The following is a 20,585-nucleotide window of genomic DNA, read 5'->3' as shown; positions in this document are numbered from 1 at the left end:
GGAAAAAGTGGTGCCGCAAAAAAATCTTTTCATCGCCCCAAGGATTGGCCATTAGCCTTCGTCCAACGGGCAAATGACGGCGATGATGCTGGACGACAGCGAAGCCTCCGATGCCGAGTTGATCGGGCGGGCGAGGGGCGGAGACAGGGGGGCTTTCGGCAAACTGGTCGAAAGGCACTATGGCTTCGTCTATCGCGCCGCCTATCGCTGGTGCGGCAGGAAGGCCGACGCCGAGGACATTGCTCAGGATGTCTGCGTGCGGCTCGGCCGCGCGATCCGCGACTATCAGGGCAATGGCGCCTTCACGACATGGCTCTATGCCATGACGCTGAATGCTTCGCGCGACATGATGCGCAAGCGCGCCCGCGATACCGCCAAGGCCGATGCCTATGGCGCCTATGCGTCGATCGCGGGCGAGGTGCCAGCGGACGATCCCGCCGATGCGTTGTGGACGGCGGTGCGGCTGCTGCCGGACAAGCAACGCGATGCGGTGCTGCTCGTCTATGGCGAAGGTCTCAACCACGCGGCGGCGGCGGAGGTGATGGCGATCTCGGAGACGACGGTTTCCTGGCACATCCATGAAGCGAAGAAACGGTTGAAGCTGCTGATGCGTTCAGCCGGGGAAGTGTGACCATGGTCGACGACAACGAACTCGAAAGGCTGCGTGACATCGCTGTGCCGGCGCCGGACGGCGAAGCGAAGGCGCGTGCGATGGCCGCCGCAATGCAGGCGTTCGACCTCGATGAAAAAACTTCGACGGCCCCCCAAGGAACGTCCGCAGGCCTTCGTCTCACGGAGCGAGCACAAAAGCTCTGGAGAGACATCATGCAACGGAAACTCATTGCCACGCCGGCCATCACCGCGCTGGTCGCACTGCCTATCGCCGGATATGCCGCTTTCGAGATGCTGAAGGAACAGCCGCCCTTCATTAACGGCAACGGCAAGGTCACCGAGACGGTGGCCGACAAGCCGGTAGCGCAGAAGCCCGCGCCGATGCAACCGGCGATCAACGAGCCGCTGCCGGCTGCGCCGGCGAAGGAGAAGAAGACCGGCGCGGACGCGGAGACCCGGACCAATTCACAAATGGTGCCGGCAACGCCGCCCAAGCCGGCGACCGAGGTCGACAACCTGCTCAAGCAGGAGGCAACGCCCGAAGCCGAGCCCGCCCTGCAACCCGCGCCAGCCGAGAGTGGCCAACTCGCAACCGGCGGTAAGGACGGGGTCGGGGTAATTGCGGGCTATTCCCCCAAGCGGAGCGCCGACGAGTTGGAGCGAGCCGACAAGGCGCCGGCAGGGGTAGCGGCGGCGATCCCGGCGTCTCCTCCGGCAATGGCCGATTCCAAGCTGATGGTGCAGCCCGCGCCCATGCCGGCTGACCAGATGCAGCCGCAGGAGGAAAACCGCGACCGCATCGAGACTTTCAAGACCAATCCGGTGCATGAAACGGCGCAGGACCCGGTCTCGACCTTCTCGATCGATGTCGACACGGCTTCCTATTCCTTCGTGCGGCGCTCCCTGAAGGAAGGCAGCCTGCCTGATCCGGACACCGTCCGGGTCGAGGAAATGATCAATTACTTCCCCTACGACTGGAAGGGTCCGGATTCGGCCGCGACGCCGTTCAACTCGACAGTCACCGTCATGCCGACGCCGTGGAACGAGCACACCAAGCTCATGCATGTCGCGATCAAGGGTTTCGACGTGAAGCCGGCCGAGCAGCCCAAGGCCAACCTCGTCTTCCTGATCGATGTGTCGGGCTCGATGGACGAGCCGGACAAGCTGCCGCTGCTCAAATCCGCCTTTCGCCTGCTGGTCAGCAAGCTCAAGCCCGACGACACCGTCTCGATCGTCACCTATGCCGGCAATGCCGGCACGGTGCTGATGCCGACCAAGGCGGCGGAAAAGCAGAAAATCCTTGCGGCCATCGATAATCTCGAGCCCGGCGGATCGACGGCCGGTGAGGAAGGCATCCGCGAAGCCTACAAGCTTGCGCAGCAATCCTTCGTCAAGGACGGCGTCAACCGCGTGATGCTCGCCACCGACGGCGACTTCAATGTCGGCCAGACCGATGACGACGATCTCAAGCAAACGATCGAGAAGGAGCGCAAGACCGGCGTCTTCCTCTCGGTGTTCGGTTTCGGGCGCGGCAATCTCAACGACCAGATGATGCAGACCATTGCCCAGAACGGCAACGGCACGGCCGCCTATATCGACACTTTGGCCGAAGCCGAGAAGGTGCTGGTCGAGGATGCCTCCTCGACGCTGTTCACCATCGCCAAGGACGTCAAGATCCAGGTCGAGTTCAATCCGGCCAAGGTCTCCGAATACCGTCTCATCGGTTATGAGACCCGAGCCCTCAACCGCGAGGATTTCAACAATGACCGCGTCGATGCCGGCGATATCGGTTCGGGCCATTCGGTGACGGCGGTCTATGAAATCACGCCGAAAGGGAGCGGCGGCGAGCAGGTCGATCCGCTGCGCTACGGCCAGGCCAAGGTCGACAATGGCGGCGTCGCCAATGCCGACGAATATGCCTTCGTCAAGATCCGCTACAAGCTGCCGAGCGAGAATGTCTCGAAGCTGATCACCACGCCGGTGACCGCCGCCAATGAGGTCTCGTCCTTCGACTCGGCCGGCGCCGACCAGCGCTTCTCGGTGGCCGTCGCGGCCTTCGGGCAGAAGCTGCGCGACGAGGACCAGACGGCGAATTTCGGCTATGACCGCATCGCCGAGATCGCCGACGCCGCGCGCGGCGCCGATCCGTTCGGCTACAGGGCGGAGTTCCTGTCGCTGGTGCGCCTGGCCTCATCGCTGGACGGTAGTAAATAGGGCGTTGCGAATTGAACGACGGCCGGCGGGACTAAGCGCGTCGCGGGTGCGACGCGCTTAGGTTTTTTGATGCATGTCGTTGCCCCAGAACCGCTGCACACTTCTGGGCGACATGCGTTGTCCCGTCGGCCTTTTTGCAATCGTTAAATTGCGCGGCTTTTCCGGAACATCATTGCAATCAGCGTCTGTTTAGTCAGTGCTGATAGATTTGAGGGACCAGCAGTGCATATCACGACAATCGGCAATGCGAACGCGACGGCGGCCAATGCGCCGGTGCGGGGGTCGTCAGCGGCTTCGGCTGATTCGGCGCGAATTCGAAGCGATGTCGATGCCGCCCGCAACACGGCGCTTTCGGCGCTCAACAACGATCGTTTTCGCGTCATGCTGGAACAGATCAGCGATCCGGGCGCGTCGGGCGCGCTGGCGACAATGAATTCCGAGAACGTCGTCGATTTCAACACCGCGCTGTCGCGCTACGCCGAAAACAGCAAATAGACAGGCCCGTCAGGCGCGGCTGCGCCTGCGTTCGCGCCTGCCTTCGCCGCTGTCCCCGGCGCTTGCGGTCTTGTTGCGCATCGGACCGATGCGCTCGACGATCGTCGCGACGGTCGGGCGCTCGGCCTTGGTGTGGCCGTCGAGCGCCTTGCGCATGGCGGCAAGGTGGGCGAAGGAGGTGCCGCAGCAGCCGCCAACGATCTTGGCGCCGGCATCGACCGCCAGCCGCACATAATCGGACATCAACTCCGGCGTGCCTGAATAGTGAATTTCACTGCCGCGGAATTCCGGAATGCCGCAATTGCCCTTGACGATCACGGTCGCCTCCGGCTTCGCCTCGGTCATGTCGAGCAGCGAAGCGAGGATATCGGAAGCGCCGACGCCGCAATTGGCGCCGACACCGAGCGGGGCCTGCGACAGGCCGTCGGCAACGGCGTGGATGTCCTTCGGCAGCAGGCCCATCATGGTGCGGCCGGCGGTGTCGAAGGAACCAGTATAGGTATAGGGCAGGCCGACGCGGATGGCGGCTTCGGCCGCGGCGCGGATCTCGTCGGGCGCCGACATGGTCTCGACCCAGGCGACTTCGGCGCCGCCGGCCTTGAGACCCTCGATCTGCTCGGCGAAGGCATCGACGGCATCGTCATAGGTCAGGGCGCCGAGCGGCACCAGCAACTCGCCGGTCGGGCCGACGGAGCCGGCGACGATCACCTTGCGGCCGGCCTTGTCGGCGACGGAGCGGGCGATCTCAGCGGCGCGCTTGTTCAACTCGTGCACGCGATCCTGCGCATGATGCAGCTTGAGTCGATGGCGGGTGCCGCCGAAGGAGTTGGTCAGGATGATGTCGGCGCCGGCATCGACGAAATTCTGATGCAGGCTGGCAATCGTCTCGGGCGAAGTTTCATTAAGCAACTCGGGCGCTTCGCCGGCCTCGAGACCCATGGCGAACAGATTGGTGCCGGTGGCGCCGTCGGCCAGGAGCACACCCTTTTCGGCAAGCAGGGCGTCAATCGGGTTGGTCGCGGTCATAGCTTTGGCTTTCGTGTTCGAACTCAAATAACGATATAAAGAAGTCTTTATGTCCAGTCAACGCGTTTGCGGCCGAGAAGACCTTAGGCCGGATTGATCTCGACCTCGATTTCGATGCAGGCCTCACCATGGGTTGGATGGTGGCCGACCGGGCAGGCAAGCGCTCAGACCGAGCCTGACGGGAAAGACGTCGCGGCCAGCTTCTGCGCGAAGCTCGCCGCCTCATGCGCATTGATGTCGGCGGCGCGGATCAGATTGTCGAAATGGCTGGTGAGGGTGCGGATCGGCTGGGTCGCGTTCAACACCAGATACATGTCGCCGACATAGATCGCGGCGCGGTAGGGGCCGAAGATCGTGTAGGGGATCGAATAGCGCATGCGTCCGTCATAGAGGAACAGGCGGAAGGTCGGGTAGAGGTCGTCGAGGAGGGCTGCCATGTGCAGCAACTGAGCACGGCGGTCGGCTTCGGGAAAACGATCCCAGACGCCGAGGCCGCGCGCGAAGATCTCCAGCGTGTGGCGCGGCATGCAGACCTCCATGTCGGTCTCCGGCCGCCTTGTATAGTCGATGCGGTATTGCGTTTCGCCGGCCTGCGCCTCGCGGCTCTTGTTGGTGATGCCGGCCTCATATTCGATCAGCGCCTCGGTGCGCAGAAGGTCAGGGATGCCTGCCGGCACGTAGCGGATTTTCGTGCCTGCCGCCTCGGCGTGCCACTTGGCGAGCAGCGTGCGGTCAAAACCGTCCGGCGCCTCCTCGATCTCCAGGCTCTCTCTAATTTCGCCGGTGACCCCCTCGTCCTGGGAGAGGCCCAGCAGCCAGTCGAGCGACACTTTGAACTCGGCCGCTACGTTGAGAAGCGTCTCGGCACGGGGCAGGCGGGTCGAGGCGCCTGACAGGAGCTGCGACAATGCCGAGCGGTCGATGCCGACCGCGGCCGCGAAGGCCGACTGGTTGAGGTCGGATCGTGTCAAGAGCATTTTCAACCGCTCCCGGAAGAGAGTCGACAGATCGCGCTTGTCCATCACGCTGCTCCTGCTTCGGAGAGGAAAAATTTGCGCCCGGAGCGTCTTGAACGTGGCTCAGGCGGAAATGAATCCCCATGTTTGTTTACAATGTATAACATATGCGGCTGAAAATGCGCACTCGCAACAGTTTGTGCGCTTTGTCGCGTTGCGGCAACGATAGGCTCCTGACACAATGCTGTCAGGAATCGAGTTGGTTCCGGCGACTGGAAGGCAGTGGTCGATAGCATGGCAAGCACGAATACCGGCATGAACAAGAGACGCAGCAACGCACCGGCAATCGAATGGCCGACAGTCTGTCTCATTCTCTTCTGCTACGGTGCGTGGTTCGCAATAGGCTTCCTGCTGTGGCCATCTTATCCGCTTTTGGCGCTTGCCATCCTGCCCTTTATCCTGGCTCTGCAATCCTCGCTGATGCATGAGGTGTCGCACGGCCATCCGACCCGCAACGCCAGGATCAATGAAGCCTTCGTCTTTTTGCCGATCGGCATGGTCTGGCCGTTCCGCCGCTTCAAGACCATCCACCTTCGTCATCACGCGGACGAGCGGCTGACCGATCCGCTCGACGATCCGGAGAGCTATTACCAGGCGCTCTGGATGCACGAGGAACTGCCGCCGACAATGAAGCTTCTGCTCAAGATCAACAACACGATGGTCGGCCGCTTCATTCTCGGACCGTTGCTGTCCTCGGTCGGCTTCTTCATCGACGACGCCAAGCAGATCCTTGCCGGCGACAAGGTGATCCGCAAGGCTTGGCTGCTGCATGCCATCGGTCTCGCGGTTGCGGTGCCGATCGTCACGTTTGGCTTCGGCATTCCGCTCTGGCTCTATATCCTGGTGCCGGTGTGGTTCGGCCAATCGCTGATCTCGATCCGCACCTATGCGGAGCACCAGTGGTCGGAGCATCCGGAGGGGCGCACGGTGATCGTCGAGCGTTCGCCGCTCTCCTTCCTGTTCCTGAACAACAATCTGCATTTCATTCATCACAAGAGCCCGACCATTGCCTGGTATAGGTTGCCAAAGTTGTTTCGCGAGCGCCGCGAAGAGTGGCTGCGGATGAACAACGGTTATGCCTATCCGAACTATTTCGCGATGCTCAAGGCCCACGCTTTCAAGGCCAAGGAGCCGGTCGTCCATCCGGTGTTGCGGCGCACGCCGGAGCTGGGCCGCGCCTTCAAGCCGCGCGTCAGGGCACGCAATGTGAGCGGGCTTGGCACGGCGCCGGTTCCAGCCGAGCCGCCGAAAGAGTAATTTCGACTTTCCGCGCCCGCTTTTTTCGTGGCGGAACGCAGGCGCCGAAGGTCGCCTGTCCTTGAAAGCTGTTCGACATGAGCAAGTTCGTTGCGGCCCTGCCGATGTATGACTGGCCCGAAGCGCGGGGCGAGGTCGATGAGCAATGGGCGCGGCTGCGTGACGCCTTCCGGCAAAGGGGCATCGACGCGCCGGAAACGATCGTGCGCCGCAATGGTAATCTGCCGCCGGTGCCCGGGGGGATCCTCGACGCCGCCGGTGAGGTGATCGCGCCGGACCCGGCGACGCTGCTCCCGGACGAGTTCGATTTCCACCAGCTCTGGCTGAGCCCGGCGCTTCTTTTCGGGCAAACCTGCTGGGGGCCGATGGAACTCGGCCTTGCCCGGCATGTGCAGGTGATCGCGCAGCCGAACTACGATGCGTGCGAGGGCGGCCAGGGCGAACTTTATTCCAGCGCGCTGGTGATGGCCGCGGATGGCGGTTCGTCGGTTGCCTCGCCGCAGGACGGCAAGGCCGTCATCCCGCTCGATCTTCTGCGCGGCAAGCGCTTCATCTTCAACAATCCCGATTCGATGTCCGGGCTGATCGCGCTGACGCGCGACCTGGAGGCGATGGGCGAAAGCCTGGATATCTTCGCCTCGCGCGGCGAGAGCGGCGGCCACCGGTCGTCGATCGTCGCCATCGCCGAGGGCAGGGCCGATATCGCGGCGATCGACTGCGAAAGCTGGGCGCTGGCGCAGCGCTTCGAGCCGGCCGCGCGGGGCGTCAAAGTGGTCGGCTGGACAGCGCGGCGCAAGGGCCTGCCCTATATCACGGCGAGGACCGCCCCGGCCTCGCTCGTTGCCGCTATGCGCGAGGGCGTCGCGGCGGTCGAAGGCGGCGCGTCAGAGCAGCCGCTCGTCCAGCTTGTAGGCTGACAGTTTCGCGTTGCCGGTCTCGTTGATCAGGATCTGTTCCTCGATCTTGACGCCTTCGCGCCCGCCAAGCCTGCCGATATAACTTTCGACGCAAAGCACCATGCCGGGCTCAAGCACGCCGTCCGGCGTGTCGGCGGTCCAGTCGCCGGAGTGCGGCAGCGTCGGATATTCGTCCGCCAGGCCGACGCCGTGGTAAAGCACGCCGTAGCGCGTGGGGTAGCAATCGTCCGGCGGCACCGCCGAGCGCTCGACGAGATCGCGGAAGGAGATGCCCGGCCGCAGCAGATCCGTGTTGTGGGCGATCTGATCGGCGGCGATGCGGAACAGATCCCGCTGCTCGTTCGACGGCGGCCTGTCGCCGCAGAGCCAGGTGCGCGAGAGATCGGCGCAGAAGCCATAGGGACCGATCAGGTCGGTGTCGAAGGCGACGAGGTCGCCATTCTTGACGACGCGCGAGGAGCATTCCTGGAACCAGGGATTGGTGCGAGGGCCGGACGACAAAAGCCGCGTCTCGATCCACTCGCCGCCGCGCGCGATGTTGCCGCGATGCAGTTCCGCCCACAATTCGTTCTCGGAAATACCAGGCTTCAATGCTGCTTCCATCTCGCCCATCGCCGCCTCGCAGGCGACGATCGAGCGCCGCATGGCGAGGATCTCGTCCGGCGATTTGATAAGGCGCGCATTCTCCATCACCGCCTCGCCGTTGCCGACGGAAATGCCGCGGCGGGCGAGTTCCTCGACGCCTTCGGGATTGATGTGGTCGACGGCGATGCGGCGATTGCCGCCACCATGCTCGGCAACGAGTTCGGCGATGCCGCCGCCCCAGCGGCGGACCTTCTCGTCGGTCAACTCGCCGCTGTAGAGATACATCCACGATACCGCCGGCCGCACCTCGTCGACGACGCCCGAATGGTCCGACAGGTGCTCGCAGGAGAAATAGTCGAACAGCACCACCGGGCCTTCGGTGGCGACGAAACAGTGGCGCGTCGGGTTGTGCGCGACCCAGAGCTGCATGTTGGTCGAGTCGGTGGCATAACGGATGTTGACCGGGTCGTAGAGCAGGGCGCCGGCATAATCGCGGCGCTTCAGCTCGGCGCGGATGCGCTCGAGCCGGTAGCTCCGCATGGCAACCAGGTTTGGAGCGGCAGCGCCTGCAGCCGCCCATTCGGCCTCGGCTGTCGCGCCATAGCCCAGCACATGCTGGTTGAGCGAGGCCGCCTTCTCGCGCGAGGCCGCGCGCAGCGCATCGATCGATCCGGGTTCGAAGGGCATGATCTTGCGATGGCGGCCGAAGCCAAGCTTGTCCATTCGTCCCCCTACGCACTCACGGCGCGATCTTCTTATGCAGTTTGGTGATCGTGACCTTGCGCGGCGGGAAGCCGAGCGCCTGCGGCACCTTGACAGTGCGGTGGACAGTGTCCATCGCATAGCCGGCTCTCGCCAACTCTTCGAAGACGTCCGAGGACGATTCCCTGTCATCGGCGAGCACAAGCACCGCCGGCTCGCGGATCGACCGGGCGAAGTCCGGTGTCTCGTCATCGAGCGCGATAAGATCGGCGTCGACCAGGCGCAGATTGCCGACCCAGAACCAGCTCGACACCACGGTCTTGACCGGTCCGTCAGCGTTGATCTGCTCGTAAAGCGACCGGTAATCCATACGCACGACGCCGCCGCGGCTGTCGCCGCCGTGCAGATGCATGTACCAGCTCAGCGGCAGCACAAGGACGGCAAGAAGAGCGCCGACGAAGACGATGGTGGCTTGCGTCTTGCGGCCCCTCTGGCCCATGGCGTCGAAGCGCATGGCAAGAGCCGCCGGCAGGAGGATGAAGATGGGCAGCATCCAGCGGTCGCGAAACTGCGTGATGCCGGCCGCCAGCACGACCGTTACCATGACCACAAGGCCAAGGACGATCGCTCGCCATGACAGTTTCTCCGGCCACCGTACCGGCTGCGGCGGTTCCGTCTGTTTTCTTATCGCCAGGCCGTAGGCGACGGCAAAGATCGCCACTGGCAATCCAGCGAAATTGACGATCGCGTTGACCAGCCTGCGGATGCCGAGAAGTGCCGTTTTCGCGATGCTGCCGCCTTCGGCGACGCCTAGGCCTCCCTGGTGCGAGAGCAGATCGTCCAAATGCGTGAGGCTCCAATAAAGCGTCGGCAGGCAGGCAAGGATCGCTACCGTCACGCTGATCAAGAAGCGACGGTCGAAGATCGCCTCACGGGTTTCGCGGACCGACAGAGATGCGAGGAACAGGGCGGCAAGGAAGATGACGATGTTGTATTTCGACAGCATCGCGGCCGCCGTCGCCAGGCCCAAAAACGCATAGGCAACGGCCGATCGCCGCTTTTCCACCTCGACCAGCGCCAGAAGCAGCACCGAGGTGAAACAGAATATGGCGACCGAGTGGGTGAGGGCGTGCTGCATTTCCCAGAAGATCTGAGGAAACAGAAGCAGCCCGAACATGCCGGCGGCAGCGGCGCGGTTCGAGTAGCCGAGGCGGCGTATGGCGGTGAAATAGGCGGCCAGCCCCGCCGCCAGCAAGCCGTATTTGACGATCTTGAGGGCAAGGACGCTGGTTCCGACCAGCGAGGCCGCAAGCATCGCAAGCCAGGTATATAGAGGCGGCTGCGAACTGCCGTAGCCGGCGGCGAGGAACCGCATTTCCATCAGCTGCTCGGAATCGTCGACGCCGACGCCGGTGCCCGCAAAATGGGACAAAAGCGCCATCACCACGATCTGCGTCAGGCAATAGACGAGGACCGACGCGATCGCGGCGCTGAATGGACCGACCCGTTCATCGCAGAGCCAATCGGTCCATTTCTCAAGCTGCCGCAAGGGGATGGTTCTTCTCATGCTGATGCGCCGGTGGCAGGCTTAACCATGCCATGGCGACCGGCGCAATCCAACAGGTCCGAGTGGTCAGCTCCGCATCTTCTCGCCGCTCGGGTCGAAGGGCGGCTCGACATTGATGCGGGCCGGACGCCGGTGGCCGAGGATCTCGATCTCGAACAGGCCGGCGCTTTCGTCCTCGGCGAGAGCGGCAGGGACGTAGCCCTGCGCCATCGATTTTTGGACGTAATGCGCATAGCCGCCTGACGTCACCCAGCCGACGACGCGCCATTCGCCATCAACGATGCCGCGCACGGCGGAGGCGCCTTCGGCAGCCTTGGAGCCGCGGACTTCCTTGCCCGACTCGTCGAAACGCGGCGCGCCGTAGCCATGCGGCTTCTCGACCGTGCCATAGTCCTTGCTGACCTTGGCCCAGATCGGCTCGTCGCCCATCACGTCGGCATCGACGGCATCGACGATGAAGGAGACGCGCCGCAGCTTCGGACCTTCGGCATGCTCCTTGGCCGAGGCCTCGCGGCCGATGAAGTCGTTCTTCTCAAGCTTGATGAAGCGATCCATCGAGCCTTCGAAGGGACCGTAGATCGGGCGAAGCTCGCGGAACCACGTCGGGAAGTTCTTTTCCAGACGCATCGACAGCAACGCGCGCATGCCGAAATCGACGAGGCCGAATTCTTCGCCCGCCTCCTTGATCGCCTTGTAGACAAGGCGCTGATAGGCCGGCGCCATCCAAATCTCGTAGCCGAGGTCACCGGTATAGGTGATGCGGTTGACCATGCAGGGCGCGCCGCCGACCGCCATCTCGCGGAAGTCCATGAAGCGGAAGGCCTTGGTCGAGACGTCGACATCGACCAGCTTCTGCAGCAGATCGCGGGATTTCGGGCCGGCGATGGAGAGACCCACCAGCGTCTGGTCGAAGCGGTGGATGCGCACCGACCCATCCTTCGGCAGATGCTTCTCGAACCAGCGCATATGGTATTTCTGCGCGGCCGACGAGCCCCAGATCATGAAACGATCCTCGCCGGTCTTGGCGATGGTGAAGTCGCCGATCAGCTTGCCGAACTCGTTGACCATCGGGGTCAGCACGATGCGGCCGGTCTTCGGCATGCGGTTCGTCATCAGCCGGTTGAGGAAATCCTCGGCGCCCGGGCCGGACACTTCGTATTTGGCGAAGTTGGCGATCTCGGTGACGCCGACCTTCTCGCGCGTGGCGCGCACTTCCTCGCCGATCGGGCCGAAATCGTTGGAGCGGTGGAAGGACACGATGTCCTTCGGCTCGGTGCCCTTGGGCGCGAACCAGAGCGGGGTTTCCAGGCCCCAGCTATCGCCCATGACGGCGTTGTTGGCGAGCATGGTGTCGTAGAGCGGCGTCGTCTGCGCGGGACGGGCGGCCGGCAGTTCCTCGTTCGGGAAGCGGATCGAGAAGCGGCGCGAATAGTTCTCGCGCACCTTGGCGTTGGTGTAGCGCAGCGTCGCCCATTCGCCGAAGCGGGCGACGTCCATGCCCCAGACGTCGAAGCCCGGATCGCCATGCACCATCCAGTTGGAGAGCGCGAGGCCGACGCCGCCGCCCTGGCTGAAGCCGGCCATGACGGCGCAGGCGCACCAGAAATTGGTCAGGCCCTGCACCGGGCCGACCAGCGGGTTGCCGTCGAGCGCGAACGTGAAGGGACCGTTTATGATCTGCTTGATGCCGGCCTTCTCGATGCCGGGGAAATGCTTGAAGCCGATCTCCAGCGAAGGCGCGATGCGGTCGATGTCGGGCTGCAGAAGCTCGTGGCCGAAATCCCACGGCGTGTTGACCGGCGACCACGGCTTGCAGGCCTTTTCATAGGTGCCGAGCAGGATGCCATTGCGCTCCTGGCGGGTGTAGATCTCGCCCTTGAAGTCGAGCACGCCGATCATCTCGCGGCCGGTCGACTTGTTGAACTCCTCGACCTCCGGCATCGGCTCGGTGAGCAGGTACATATGCTCCATCGCCAGCACCGGCAGCTCCACGCCGACCATGCGGCCGATCTCGCGCGCCCACAGGCCGCCGCAGTTGACGACATGCTCGGCGTGGACCGTGCCCTGCTCGGTGACGACGTTCCAGGTGCCGTCCGGCTGCTGCGTGAGATCAACGACGCGGTTGCGCAGCACGATCTCCGCGCCGAGTTTCTTGGCCGCTTTGGAATAGGCGATGGTGGTCCCGGACGGATCGAGATGACCTTCGACCGGATCCCACATGGCGCCGACGAAGTTCTTCTCGTCCATCAGCGGGAACATGGTCTTGGCTTCCGAGGGCGTGATCAGCTCGGTGTCCATACCGAGATAACGGCCCTTGGCGTGAGCCAACCGCAGGAAGTCCATGCGCTCCGGCGTATCGGCCATCATGACGCCGCCGGTCAGATGCAGCGAGCAGGACTGGCCGGAAACCTCCTCGATCTCCTTGTAGAGCTGGACCGTATAGGCCTGCAACTTGGCGACGTTGGGGTCGCCGTTCAGCGTGTGGAAGCCGCCCGCCGCATGCCAGGACGAGCCGGAAGTCAGCTCCGAACGCTCGATCAGCATGATGTCGGTCCAGCCGGCCTTGGCGAGATGATAAAGCACCGAGCAGCCGACGACGCCGCCGCCGATGACAACCGCTTTTACATGGGATTTCATGAAGATAGGTCCGTTTTATAGAGACTGAATGATTGGTATGGAGGCTAACCGAAGCTCGACGGAGTGGGGTCGACTGTTCATCCTCACACAGAAAATCAGAAATCCGTCGGCGCGCCGCCTTCGGCGCGGCGCTTTTCGACGAAGTCGTTGAGTTCCTCGCGGATCGCCGGATCCATATACGGCTCCTCATAGGAGGCAAGACGCTCCTTCCAGACCTTGTTGGTGCGCTCCATTGCAGTCGGCGAGCCGGCCTCGGTCCAGGTTTCGAAGTTGCGCCAATCGGAGACGATCGGCGAGTAGAAGGCGGTCTTGTAGCGCTCCTGCGTGTGCTGAGTGCCGAAGAAATGGCCGCCGGGCCCGACCGACTGGATGGCGTCGAAGCCGAGCGCATCCTCGGAAAGGTCGAGCGGGGTGAGGAACTCGGCCACCATCTGCAGAAGATCGATGTCGAGGATGGTCTTTTCGTAGGAGCAGCGCAGGCCGCCTTCCAGCCAGCCGGCGCCGTGCATCATCAGATTGCCGCCTCCCTGGATCGCGCCCCAGAGCGAGAACACGCTCTCATAGGCAGCCTGCGCGTCGACCGTGTTGGCGGCGCAAGTGTTGGAGGTGCGGTAGGGGATTTTGTAGCGGCGGGCGAGCTGGCCGCCGACGAGCTGCGCCTTCATATATTCGGGCGTGCCGAAGGCCGGCGCGCCGGACTTCATATCCACGTTGGAGGTGAAGCCACCATAGCCGACCGGCGCGCCTTTCTTGACCATCTGCGCGAAGGCAATGCCGGAAAGCGCCTCGGCGTTCTGCTGCACCAACGCGCCGGCGACGGTGACCGGCGCCATGGCGCCCGACAGCGTGAACGGGGTGACGATCACGGCCTGGCCCATGCTCGCCATCTGGATGATGCCTTCCATCATCGGCACGTCGAGCTTGAGCGGCGAATTGGTGTTGATGATGGTGAAGACCGACGGTTCGGCCATCAGCTGCTCGCGGCTGATGCCGCGGGCGATGCGGGTGATCTCGATGCCGTCGACATTGCGTTCCTTGCCGAGCGAATAGATGTGGAAGACCTTGTCGGTCAGCATGGCGAGGTCGCGGATGCACTCCAGGTGCCGCACCGACGGGTGGATGTCGATCGGCTCGACCGGATAGCCGCCGGTGCAGTTCAGGATGTTGTGCATCTGCGCCAGGCGCAGGAAGTTGCGGTAGTCGGCCTGGTTGCCGGGCCGGCGGCCGCGGTCGAGGTCGGAGCAGTTCGGCGCCGAGGCCATCATCGACAGGATGACGTTGTTGCCGCCGAAGCGCAGATTGTGCGCCGGGTTGCGGGCGTGCAGCGTGAATTCCGACGGGCAATGCGAGACGAGCTCGAGGATCATGTCGCTGTCGAAGCGCACGCGCTCCGAGCCTTCGCGCACATCCGCGCCATGCGCCTTCATGATGCGGCGGGCTTCGTCGTGCAGAACGTCGACGCCGATCTCCTTCAGCACGCGCAGCGAGGCGAGGTGGATCGATTCCAACTCGTCGTCGGAGACGAACTTGGTCGGCGTCAGCGGGTTCTTCAACTGCCGGAAGGCGGGCTGCTCGAAAGCGGCCGACCCGCCGGCGCGCTTGCCCGCGCGGCCGCCACGGCGGGCGCGATCGGTTGCCAGGGCTGGTTCGGCGGGATGGAGGGCAGCGGTCATGAAATGCCTCGTCAGGGTACGTATTTGGCCGGCATAATGGACCGGCGGCCATGCAGCCGGTGAGGAGGCGGCGACCACTAGGGCGAGGGAAGCGACATGACGGGACGGCAACCGGTCGCCTGCCGTTTCGCTGCGTGAAGCCTGTTACATTCCCGTCTTTTACTTGTGCTATACTTGCAGGCCGAGCATCTTGAGGGGGATAGCGATGCCTGACGTCATCAAAGTGCGCGCGGCAACCAACAACGAGGTCGCGTTCCTGGCATGGGATATCGATGGGATGATCCCGGGTTGCCTCGGCTTCGAGATCGTCCGCCTCTATCCCGATAGCGGTGAGGAGCGTTGCCTGGCGGCGTGGGTGCCGTTCAAGGGACAGCGCAATCCAAGATGGATACCGCAGGACACCGGGGTGTGGCCGGTGCAGAAGACGTTCTGGCGCGACCTGACGGTGCGCCGGCGCCGCGACAGTATCGATCTCAGGCCGGAGGGCGAGATGATTGCCTACCGCGTACGCCCCGTCGGCGACATGAAGCCGGGCCTCGAACCGGTGCCGGTGCGTCCCGACCAGGCCGTGGACGGCAAGCCTGCCTATACGGGTGCTCCGCGTCCGCTCGGCTATCTCGGGCAGGGCGCCGTCAGTCCGCCGATTTTCCTGGGGCAAATGTTCGGCAACGCGCGGGTCGCCTTCACCAACGGGGTCTTGTCGACGCAATGGATGTCGCGCGCGCTGGCGGAAGCAGGCATCAAGGTCGGGCAGCGCGACAAGATCAGAGCCGAGCTGCAGAACCCGGCAAGCAAGATACGCGCCTACCTGCATGGCGATGTGCCTGACGTGCTTACCAGCCTGATGAAGCGGGCCAAGAGCGAAGGCGGCACTGTCAGGCTTGCGCTCTACGAGCTCGGCGATGACGAATTGTGCGACGCGATCATCGCCGCCAAGGACGTGGTGGAGGTCATCCTTTCCAATTCGGGCCGGGATGACAAGACCGGGAAATGGGACTTGGGCAACGCGCCGTTCAGGAAGCGCCTGCATGACGCCGGCGTCGTGGTGACCGATCGCCTGTTCAACAACAACCATATCGGCCACAACAAATTCGCCGTCTATCGCGATGCCCAGGGCGATCCGCGGGCGGTGATGACCGGCAGCACCAACTGGACCTCGACCGGTATCTGCGGCCAGTCGAACAACGCCTTCGTCCGCGACGATCCGGCAATGGCCAAGGTGTTCAATGCCTATTGGGAGCGGATGAAGACCGACGTGTTCCCGCCGCCGGCCAGCGAGAGCGCCGCCGGACATGTGGCGCAGACCCAAGGCGTGCCGTTCCGCAAGGACAATCATATGGCGAACCCGCTCGACGGCGCGACGGTAGCGCTGAATGGCATGACGGTGTGGTTCTCGCCGAACGACCCGGAGCGCAACAAGAAGGACATCTCGGTGCGCCCGGTCGACCTCGAGGACGTCTTCGCCCGCATCAAGGCGGCGAAGCGCGCGGTGCTGTTTCTCGTGTTCAATCCTTCGCAGCTCGGCGAGAACTCGATCGTCGACCAAGCGGTGGCGGCGGCGAAAGCCGATCCGAAGCTGATCGTGCAGGGGGGATCAGCGACGAGACGGCGATGCCCAACTACGTCGCGCCTACCAAGGATCCGGTCACCCACAAGTCGAACAAGGACGGCAAGTCGCCCTTCGTGTTCCCGGAAAAGGTCTGGGAGGCGCCGAACGTCTCGATCGTCAGGGCGGCGAACCTGACCGGCGCGACGATCGCCCGCGATTTCCAGGCGGAAGTGCTGACCGTCGGCCACGCCATCGTGCACGACAAGATCGTCATCATCGATCCGATGGAGGACAACGCCACCGTCATCACGGGCAGCCACAACCTCGGCTACAAGGCCTCCTACGAGAATGACGAGAACCTGGTGATCGTGGAGGGCGACAAGACGTTTGCCGCCGCCTACGCGGTGCACATGCTGGATGTCTTCGACCACTACAAGTTCCGCGCCTGGCGCCGGACGATCGGGAAGGGGCCTTCGGACGACGACGGGATTTCCGTCGACGACAAATGGCTGAAGCCCTATGCCGATGGCAAGAAGGGAGCCATCGCCCGCTACTTCCCATAGCAGCCTCCGCCGGCCCCGCCCATTTGAGCGGCCGTTGACGCAAGCGGATTTCGCCGCCGGCCTGGCCGGCCCGGCCGAGGCTCCTGACAGGGCTTGGCTGGAGCAAGCGGTTTTCGCGTGCGAGGGCTTACGGCTGCCCAGGCGAACGGCTAAGGCTGCCAGCCGAGGACAGCCATGAGCGCGGCGGATTCAAAGAGCAGCGAGAGGGTGCAGTGGGCCGCGATCACCGGCGTGATCGCGACCGTGTCGGTGTTCGCCATCGCGCAAGGGCTTTCCTATCCGCTGCTGAGCTTCATCCTGCAGCGGCAAGGCGTTTCGCCGGCGATGATCGGGCTGTCGGCGGCGATGACGCCGATCGGCTTCATCGTTTCCTCGCCGCCAATTCCGGCATTGGCGCGCCGCTTCGGAGCGGGGCGCACCGCGCTCACTTGCGCGGCGCTCTCGGCGCTGATGCTGGCCCTGGTCGGCTGGACGCAGAATGTCTATCTGTGGTTCCCACTGCGCTTCATGATCGGCGTGGTGACCAACCCCCTTTATGTGCTCAGCGAAATCTGGGTGATCGCGCTGGCGCCGCCGTCGCGGCGCGGCCGCGTCATGGGTATCTATTCCACCATCATTTCGGCGGGCTTCGCGACCGGGCCGCTCTGCCTGCTTGCGGTCGGCACCGAGGGCTGGCCGCCTTTCCTGGTTGGCATCGGCGCCTTCCTCTTCTGCGGCGCCTGCCTGGCCGCAGTGGTGCGCCGGCTGCCTAAGGTCGACGAGGCCGAGAACAAGGTTTCGGTGCTGGGCTTCATACCGTTGGCCTGGCTGCTTTTGTCATCGGTCGTCGTCGCGGCCGGTTTCGAGCAGGCGATACTGGCGCTGCTGCCGGTCTATGGAACGCATCACGGCATTCCCGAGGCGCGCATGTCGGCGCTGCTTTCGGTGATGATCGCCGGCAATATCGCCATGCAGGTGCCGCTCGGCCTGCTCGCCGAAAGGCTGACGGCGCGCCTCGTGCGCTTCGGCTGCGTGGCGGTGACCATCCTTGGATGCGTGCTCTTGTCGGCCCTGATCGAGACGCCGCTGATCTGGCTGTGCGTCTTCATCTGGGGCGCCGTGTCCTACGGCATCTACACGATGTCGATCATCGAACTCGGCGAACGGTTTACCGGCTCGGCGCTAGTCGCCGGCAATGCGGCCTTCTCGCTGATGTGGGGTCTCGGCGGCATCATCGTGCCGCCACTCACGGGCGGCGTGATGGATGTCGTCGGCGCCGCCGGCCTTCCGGTCACGCTCGGCGCGATCTGCGCTGCGCTGGCGACGGCGACGGTCGTGCGCCGGCGGGTTTTGTAGTCGATCTTAACACGGCTCTTGAATATCCAAGCAGCGAACGCGATGTAGGCGGGGCGCCTGATGGAGACCTGCATGACCAGCACGATGACCAAAACCCAGCCTGAATTGGCGGCTGACGATCCCTTCCTCTGGCTCGAGGATCGCAACGGCAAGGAAGCGCTGGGCTGGGTTCATCGCCAGAATGCGCTGACGGTGGCCGAATTGCAGAGTGATCCTTCCTATCAGCCGACCTTCGAGACCGCGCTCGACCTCATGACGGCCGAGGACAATATGCCGGTCGGGGCAGCGCTTGCCGGCTACGTCTATAATTTCTGGCAGGACAAGGCCAACGCGCTGGGCCTGTGGCGGCGCACGCCTGTCGCTTCCTACAAGACCGAGAAGCCGGAGTGGGAAACGATCATCGACTTCGACCAGCTATCGGCGAAAGACGGCATAAAGTGGGTGTTCGGCGGGGCGAGCCGGCTCTATCCCGATTTCAACCGCTGCCTGCTCTATATGTCGCCGGACGGCGGCGACGCCAGCGAGATGCGCGAGTTCGACATCGCGACCAAATCCTTCGTCGAGGACGGGTTTCGGGCTCCGGCATCCAAGTCGGGCTTTTCCTGGCTGGACAAGGACACGGTGCTCGTCTCGGCGGCTTTCGAGGAAGAGGACAAGACGCAGTCCGGCTATCCGCGCGTCATCAAGCTTTGGCGGCGCGGCACAAAGCTCGACGACGCGACGCCTATCTTCGAAGGCGAGAAACAGCATCTCGCGGTTGGCGGCGGCGTCGAGTATGACGGCGACAAGCGGCATGTGCTGCTCGGCAAGACGCTCGACTTCTTCACCTCGCACAGTTTCCTGCGGCTGGCTTCTGGCGAGAACCGGCGCATCCCGCTGCCCGACGACGCCACCGACACGGCGATCTTCAAGGGCCAGCTGGTCTTCGGCGTGCGCAGCCCTTGGACGGCGCCCGACGGCACCCAATGCCTGCCCGACGGCCTTTACTCGGTCGATTTCGACCGGTGGATCGACACGGGCGCGTTCGGTCCATTCGAAACCGTGCTCGCGCCGGCGCATCGTGTCTCGATCGCCGGGCTGGCCAGGACGCAGGACCGGCTGTTCATCAACCTGATGGACAATGTGCGCGGCAAGGTCATCGCCTGCGATCGCACTCCCGACGGGTGGTCGCTGAAGCCGGTGGCATTGCCCGACAACGGCAATGTCGGCATCAGCCATGCCGAGCATTTCGGCTCCAGCGTCTCCTTCTCCTTCACCGATTTCCTGACGCCGAGCTCGATCATCTGGTCGGACGACGACGGCGAGACGCTGGAAACCGTGAAATCGCAACCGGCCCGCTTCGATGCCTCGCCCTATGTTTCGGAGCAGTTCGAGGCCCGCTCGAAGGATGGCACGATGATCCCGTATTTCGTGGTGCGGCCCCGCGACCAGAACGGGCCGGTGCCGGCGCTGCTCTATGGCTATGGCGGCTTCGAAGTGCCGCTGCTGCCAGGCTATGCCGGCATTCGCGGCAAGCTCTGGCTGGACAAGGGCAACGCCTATATCCAGGCCAACATCCGCGGCGGCGGCGAGTTCGGTCCGGCCTGGCACCAGGCGGCGCTGAAAGGCAAGCGCCAGAATGCTTTCGACGATTTCGCGGCGGTTGCCGAGGATGTCGTCAAGCGCGGCATCACCACGGCGGCACAGCTCGGCATCCAGGGCGGCTCGAATGGCGGCCTGCTTACCGGCACGTCGTTGACACAGCGGCCCGAACTGTTCGGCGCCGTCATCATCGACGTGCCGCTGCTCGACATGTTGCGCTACACCGAACTGCCGCCCGGCGCCTCGTGGATCGCCGAATATGGCGATCCCTCGAGGCCGGAGGAGGCGGCCTGGCTCGCCACCTATTCGCCCTACCAGCATGTCGCGGCCAATGTCGCCTATCCGCCGGTGCTGTTGATGACCTCAACCGCCGACGACCGCGTCCATCCTGGACACGCGCGCAAGATGGCGGCGCGGCTGCAGGAGGCAGGCCACGGGAGGACGCTGTTCTTCGAGGAGACCGAAGGCGGCCATGGCGGGCGCGGCGACCGCCGGCCGCAGGCGGCGCAAACGGCGATGCGCTACATGTTCCTAAAGCGTGCGCTCGGCGGCGTCGCCTGACTAAGGTGTATTGATATTCAGGTGATGCCAGCCTGCAAATATCGGTTTTCTGCGCTTCCGGTGCTCACGTACTTTAGGTACGCTCCGCTCCGGTTCTCGGAACCGACATTTTCGGCTCGGCCTGACCTGAATCTCAACACACCTTGGCACGACTTGAATTCGAGGCCTCAGGCGGCATAAGCTGGCGCCATGATCCGCTTCAGCACATCTGGCGCCTTCGGGGTCGCGGTGACGCCGTCACCGCGGACCCTTCGCGCCGAGTTGTTGCGGCTGTGCGCCCGCATCGGTTATTCGC

Annotated in this window: 15 protein-coding genes; 9 read left to right on the top strand and 6 right to left on the bottom strand. The window is 63.9% G+C overall.

Annotated features, from left to right (window positions below; all coding sequences use genetic code 11):
* Positions 1 to 73 precede the first annotated feature (73 nt).
* From EJ068_RS02925 to EJ068_RS02915, 3 genes are all read left to right on the top strand, one after another.
* Positions 74 to 631: an RNA polymerase sigma factor gene (locus EJ068_RS02925; protein ID WP_126082183.1), complete on the top strand. Its 558-nt coding sequence runs from the start codon at positions 74 to 76 to the stop codon at positions 629 to 631.
* A 2-nt stretch (positions 632 to 633) separates the two neighbouring features.
* Positions 634 to 2,826, top strand: coding sequence for a VWA domain-containing protein (locus tag EJ068_RS02920; protein WP_127251196.1), 2,193 nt, complete (start codon positions 634 to 636; stop codon positions 2,824 to 2,826).
* Positions 2,827 to 3,048: 222 nt separating this feature from the next.
* A complete protein-coding gene (locus EJ068_RS02915) occupies positions 3,049 to 3,321 on the top strand; it encodes a hypothetical protein (protein WP_245463328.1) in 273 nt (90 codons plus the stop codon).
* 9 nt (positions 3,322 to 3,330) lie between these two features.
* On the opposite strand, the gene bmt is transcribed toward EJ068_RS02915, so the two are convergent.
* Together bmt and EJ068_RS02905 are read right to left on the bottom strand one after the other, a co-directional pair.
* Positions 3,331 to 4,347, bottom strand: coding sequence for a betaine--homocysteine S-methyltransferase (bmt, locus tag EJ068_RS02910; RefSeq protein WP_126082185.1), 1,017 nt, complete (start codon positions 4,345 to 4,347; stop codon positions 3,331 to 3,333).
* 164 nt (positions 4,348 to 4,511) lie between these two features.
* Positions 4,512 to 5,369: a helix-turn-helix transcriptional regulator gene (locus EJ068_RS02905; RefSeq protein ID WP_127251195.1), complete on the bottom strand. Its 858-nt coding sequence runs from the start codon at positions 5,367 to 5,369 to the stop codon at positions 4,512 to 4,514.
* A 249-nt stretch (positions 5,370 to 5,618) separates the two neighbouring features.
* Here EJ068_RS02905 and EJ068_RS02900 point away from each other — a divergent pair, with 249 nt between their 5' ends.
* On the top strand, positions 5,619 to 6,620 hold the full coding sequence (locus tag EJ068_RS02900) for a fatty acid desaturase (protein ID WP_127251194.1): 1,002 nt from the start codon (positions 5,619 to 5,621) through the stop codon (positions 6,618 to 6,620).
* 77 nt (positions 6,621 to 6,697) lie between these two features.
* Positions 6,698 to 7,537 carry a PhnD/SsuA/transferrin family substrate-binding protein gene (locus tag EJ068_RS02895; protein ID WP_127251193.1) on the top strand — a complete coding sequence of 280 codons (840 nt, stop codon included), beginning with the start codon at positions 6,698 to 6,700 and terminating at the stop codon, positions 7,535 to 7,537.
* Here the strand turns inward: EJ068_RS02895 and EJ068_RS02890 are convergent.
* From EJ068_RS02890 to EJ068_RS02875, 4 genes are all read right to left on the bottom strand, one after another.
* On the bottom strand, positions 7,505 to 8,845 hold the full coding sequence (locus EJ068_RS02890) for a Xaa-Pro peptidase family protein (protein WP_127251192.1): 1,341 nt from the start codon (positions 8,843 to 8,845) through the stop codon (positions 7,505 to 7,507). The genes EJ068_RS02895 and EJ068_RS02890 overlap by 33 nt on opposite strands.
* A 16-nt stretch (positions 8,846 to 8,861) precedes the next feature.
* A complete protein-coding gene (locus EJ068_RS02885; RefSeq protein WP_127251191.1) occupies positions 8,862 to 10,391 on the bottom strand; it encodes a glycosyltransferase family 39 protein in 1,530 nt (509 codons plus the stop codon).
* 66 nt (positions 10,392 to 10,457) lie between these two features.
* A complete protein-coding gene (locus tag EJ068_RS02880) occupies positions 10,458 to 13,028 on the bottom strand; it encodes an FAD-dependent oxidoreductase (protein WP_129554463.1) in 2,571 nt (856 codons plus the stop codon).
* Positions 13,029 to 13,123: 95 nt separating this feature from the next.
* Positions 13,124 to 14,701 carry a trimethylamine methyltransferase family protein gene (locus tag EJ068_RS02875; RefSeq protein WP_127386077.1) on the bottom strand — a complete coding sequence of 526 codons (1,578 nt, stop codon included), beginning with the start codon at positions 14,699 to 14,701 and terminating at the stop codon, positions 13,124 to 13,126.
* Positions 14,702 to 14,906: 205 nt separating this feature from the next.
* Between EJ068_RS02875 and EJ068_RS02870 the strand changes: the two genes are divergently transcribed.
* The 4 genes from EJ068_RS02870 (at position 14,907) to EJ068_RS02860 (ending at position 20,290) form a co-directional block, all read left to right on the top strand.
* On the top strand, positions 14,907 to 16,445 hold the full coding sequence (locus EJ068_RS02870) for a phospholipase D-like domain-containing protein (RefSeq protein WP_245463327.1): 1,539 nt from the start codon (positions 14,907 to 14,909) through the stop codon (positions 16,443 to 16,445).
* 89 nt (positions 16,446 to 16,534) lie between these two features.
* Entirely contained in the window at positions 16,535 to 16,813 is a 279-nt protein-coding gene (locus EJ068_RS33075; protein ID WP_245463514.1) for a hypothetical protein, read from the top strand.
* Between the two features lie 174 nt (positions 16,814 to 16,987).
* On the top strand, positions 16,988 to 18,148 hold the full coding sequence (locus EJ068_RS02865) for an MFS transporter (RefSeq protein WP_127251187.1): 1,161 nt from the start codon (positions 16,988 to 16,990) through the stop codon (positions 18,146 to 18,148).
* Positions 18,149 to 18,220: 72 nt separating this feature from the next.
* Positions 18,221 to 20,290, top strand: a complete 2,070-nt coding sequence (locus EJ068_RS02860; RefSeq protein ID WP_127386078.1) for a prolyl oligopeptidase family protein — start codon at positions 18,221 to 18,223, stop codon at positions 20,288 to 20,290.
* Positions 20,291 to 20,585 lie beyond the last annotated feature (295 nt).

Source organism: Mesorhizobium sp. M2A.F.Ca.ET.043.02.1.1 (assembly GCF_003952405.1).
GTDB lineage: Bacteria > Pseudomonadota > Alphaproteobacteria > Rhizobiales > Rhizobiaceae > Mesorhizobium.
This window is presented reverse-complemented; position numbering and strand designations above follow the sequence as displayed.

Coding starts and splice junctions, on each gene's coding strand:
- EJ068_RS02925 (WP_126082183.1), top strand. CDS start 74: ATGACGGCGATGATGCTGGACGACAGCGAAGCCTCCGATGCCGAGTTG.
- EJ068_RS02920 (WP_127251196.1), top strand. CDS start 634: ATGGTCGACGACAACGAACTCGAAAGGCTGCGTGACATCGCTGTGCCG.
- bmt (WP_126082185.1), bottom strand. CDS start 4,347: ATGACCGCGACCAACCCGATTGACGCCCTGCTTGCCGAAAAGGGTGTG.
- EJ068_RS02905 (WP_127251195.1), bottom strand. CDS start 5,369: ATGGACAAGCGCGATCTGTCGACTCTCTTCCGGGAGCGGTTGAAAATG.
- EJ068_RS02900 (WP_127251194.1), top strand. CDS start 5,619: ATGAACAAGAGACGCAGCAACGCACCGGCAATCGAATGGCCGACAGTC.
- EJ068_RS02895 (WP_127251193.1), top strand. CDS start 6,698: ATGAGCAAGTTCGTTGCGGCCCTGCCGATGTATGACTGGCCCGAAGCG.
- EJ068_RS02890 (WP_127251192.1), bottom strand. CDS start 8,845: ATGGACAAGCTTGGCTTCGGCCGCCATCGCAAGATCATGCCCTTCGAA.
- EJ068_RS02885 (WP_127251191.1), bottom strand. CDS start 10,391: ATGAGAAGAACCATCCCCTTGCGGCAGCTTGAGAAATGGACCGATTGG.
- EJ068_RS02880 (WP_129554463.1), bottom strand. CDS start 13,028: ATGAAATCCCATGTAAAAGCGGTTGTCATCGGCGGCGGCGTCGTCGGC.
- EJ068_RS02875 (WP_127386077.1), bottom strand. CDS start 14,701: ATGACCGCTGCCCTCCATCCCGCCGAACCAGCCCTGGCAACCGATCGC.
- EJ068_RS02870 (WP_245463327.1), top strand. CDS start 14,907: ATGCCTGACGTCATCAAAGTGCGCGCGGCAACCAACAACGAGGTCGCG.
- EJ068_RS33075 (WP_245463514.1), top strand. CDS start 16,535: ATGGAGGACAACGCCACCGTCATCACGGGCAGCCACAACCTCGGCTAC.
- EJ068_RS02865 (WP_127251187.1), top strand. CDS start 16,988: ATGAGCGCGGCGGATTCAAAGAGCAGCGAGAGGGTGCAGTGGGCCGCG.
- EJ068_RS02860 (WP_127386078.1), top strand. CDS start 18,221: ATGACCAGCACGATGACCAAAACCCAGCCTGAATTGGCGGCTGACGAT.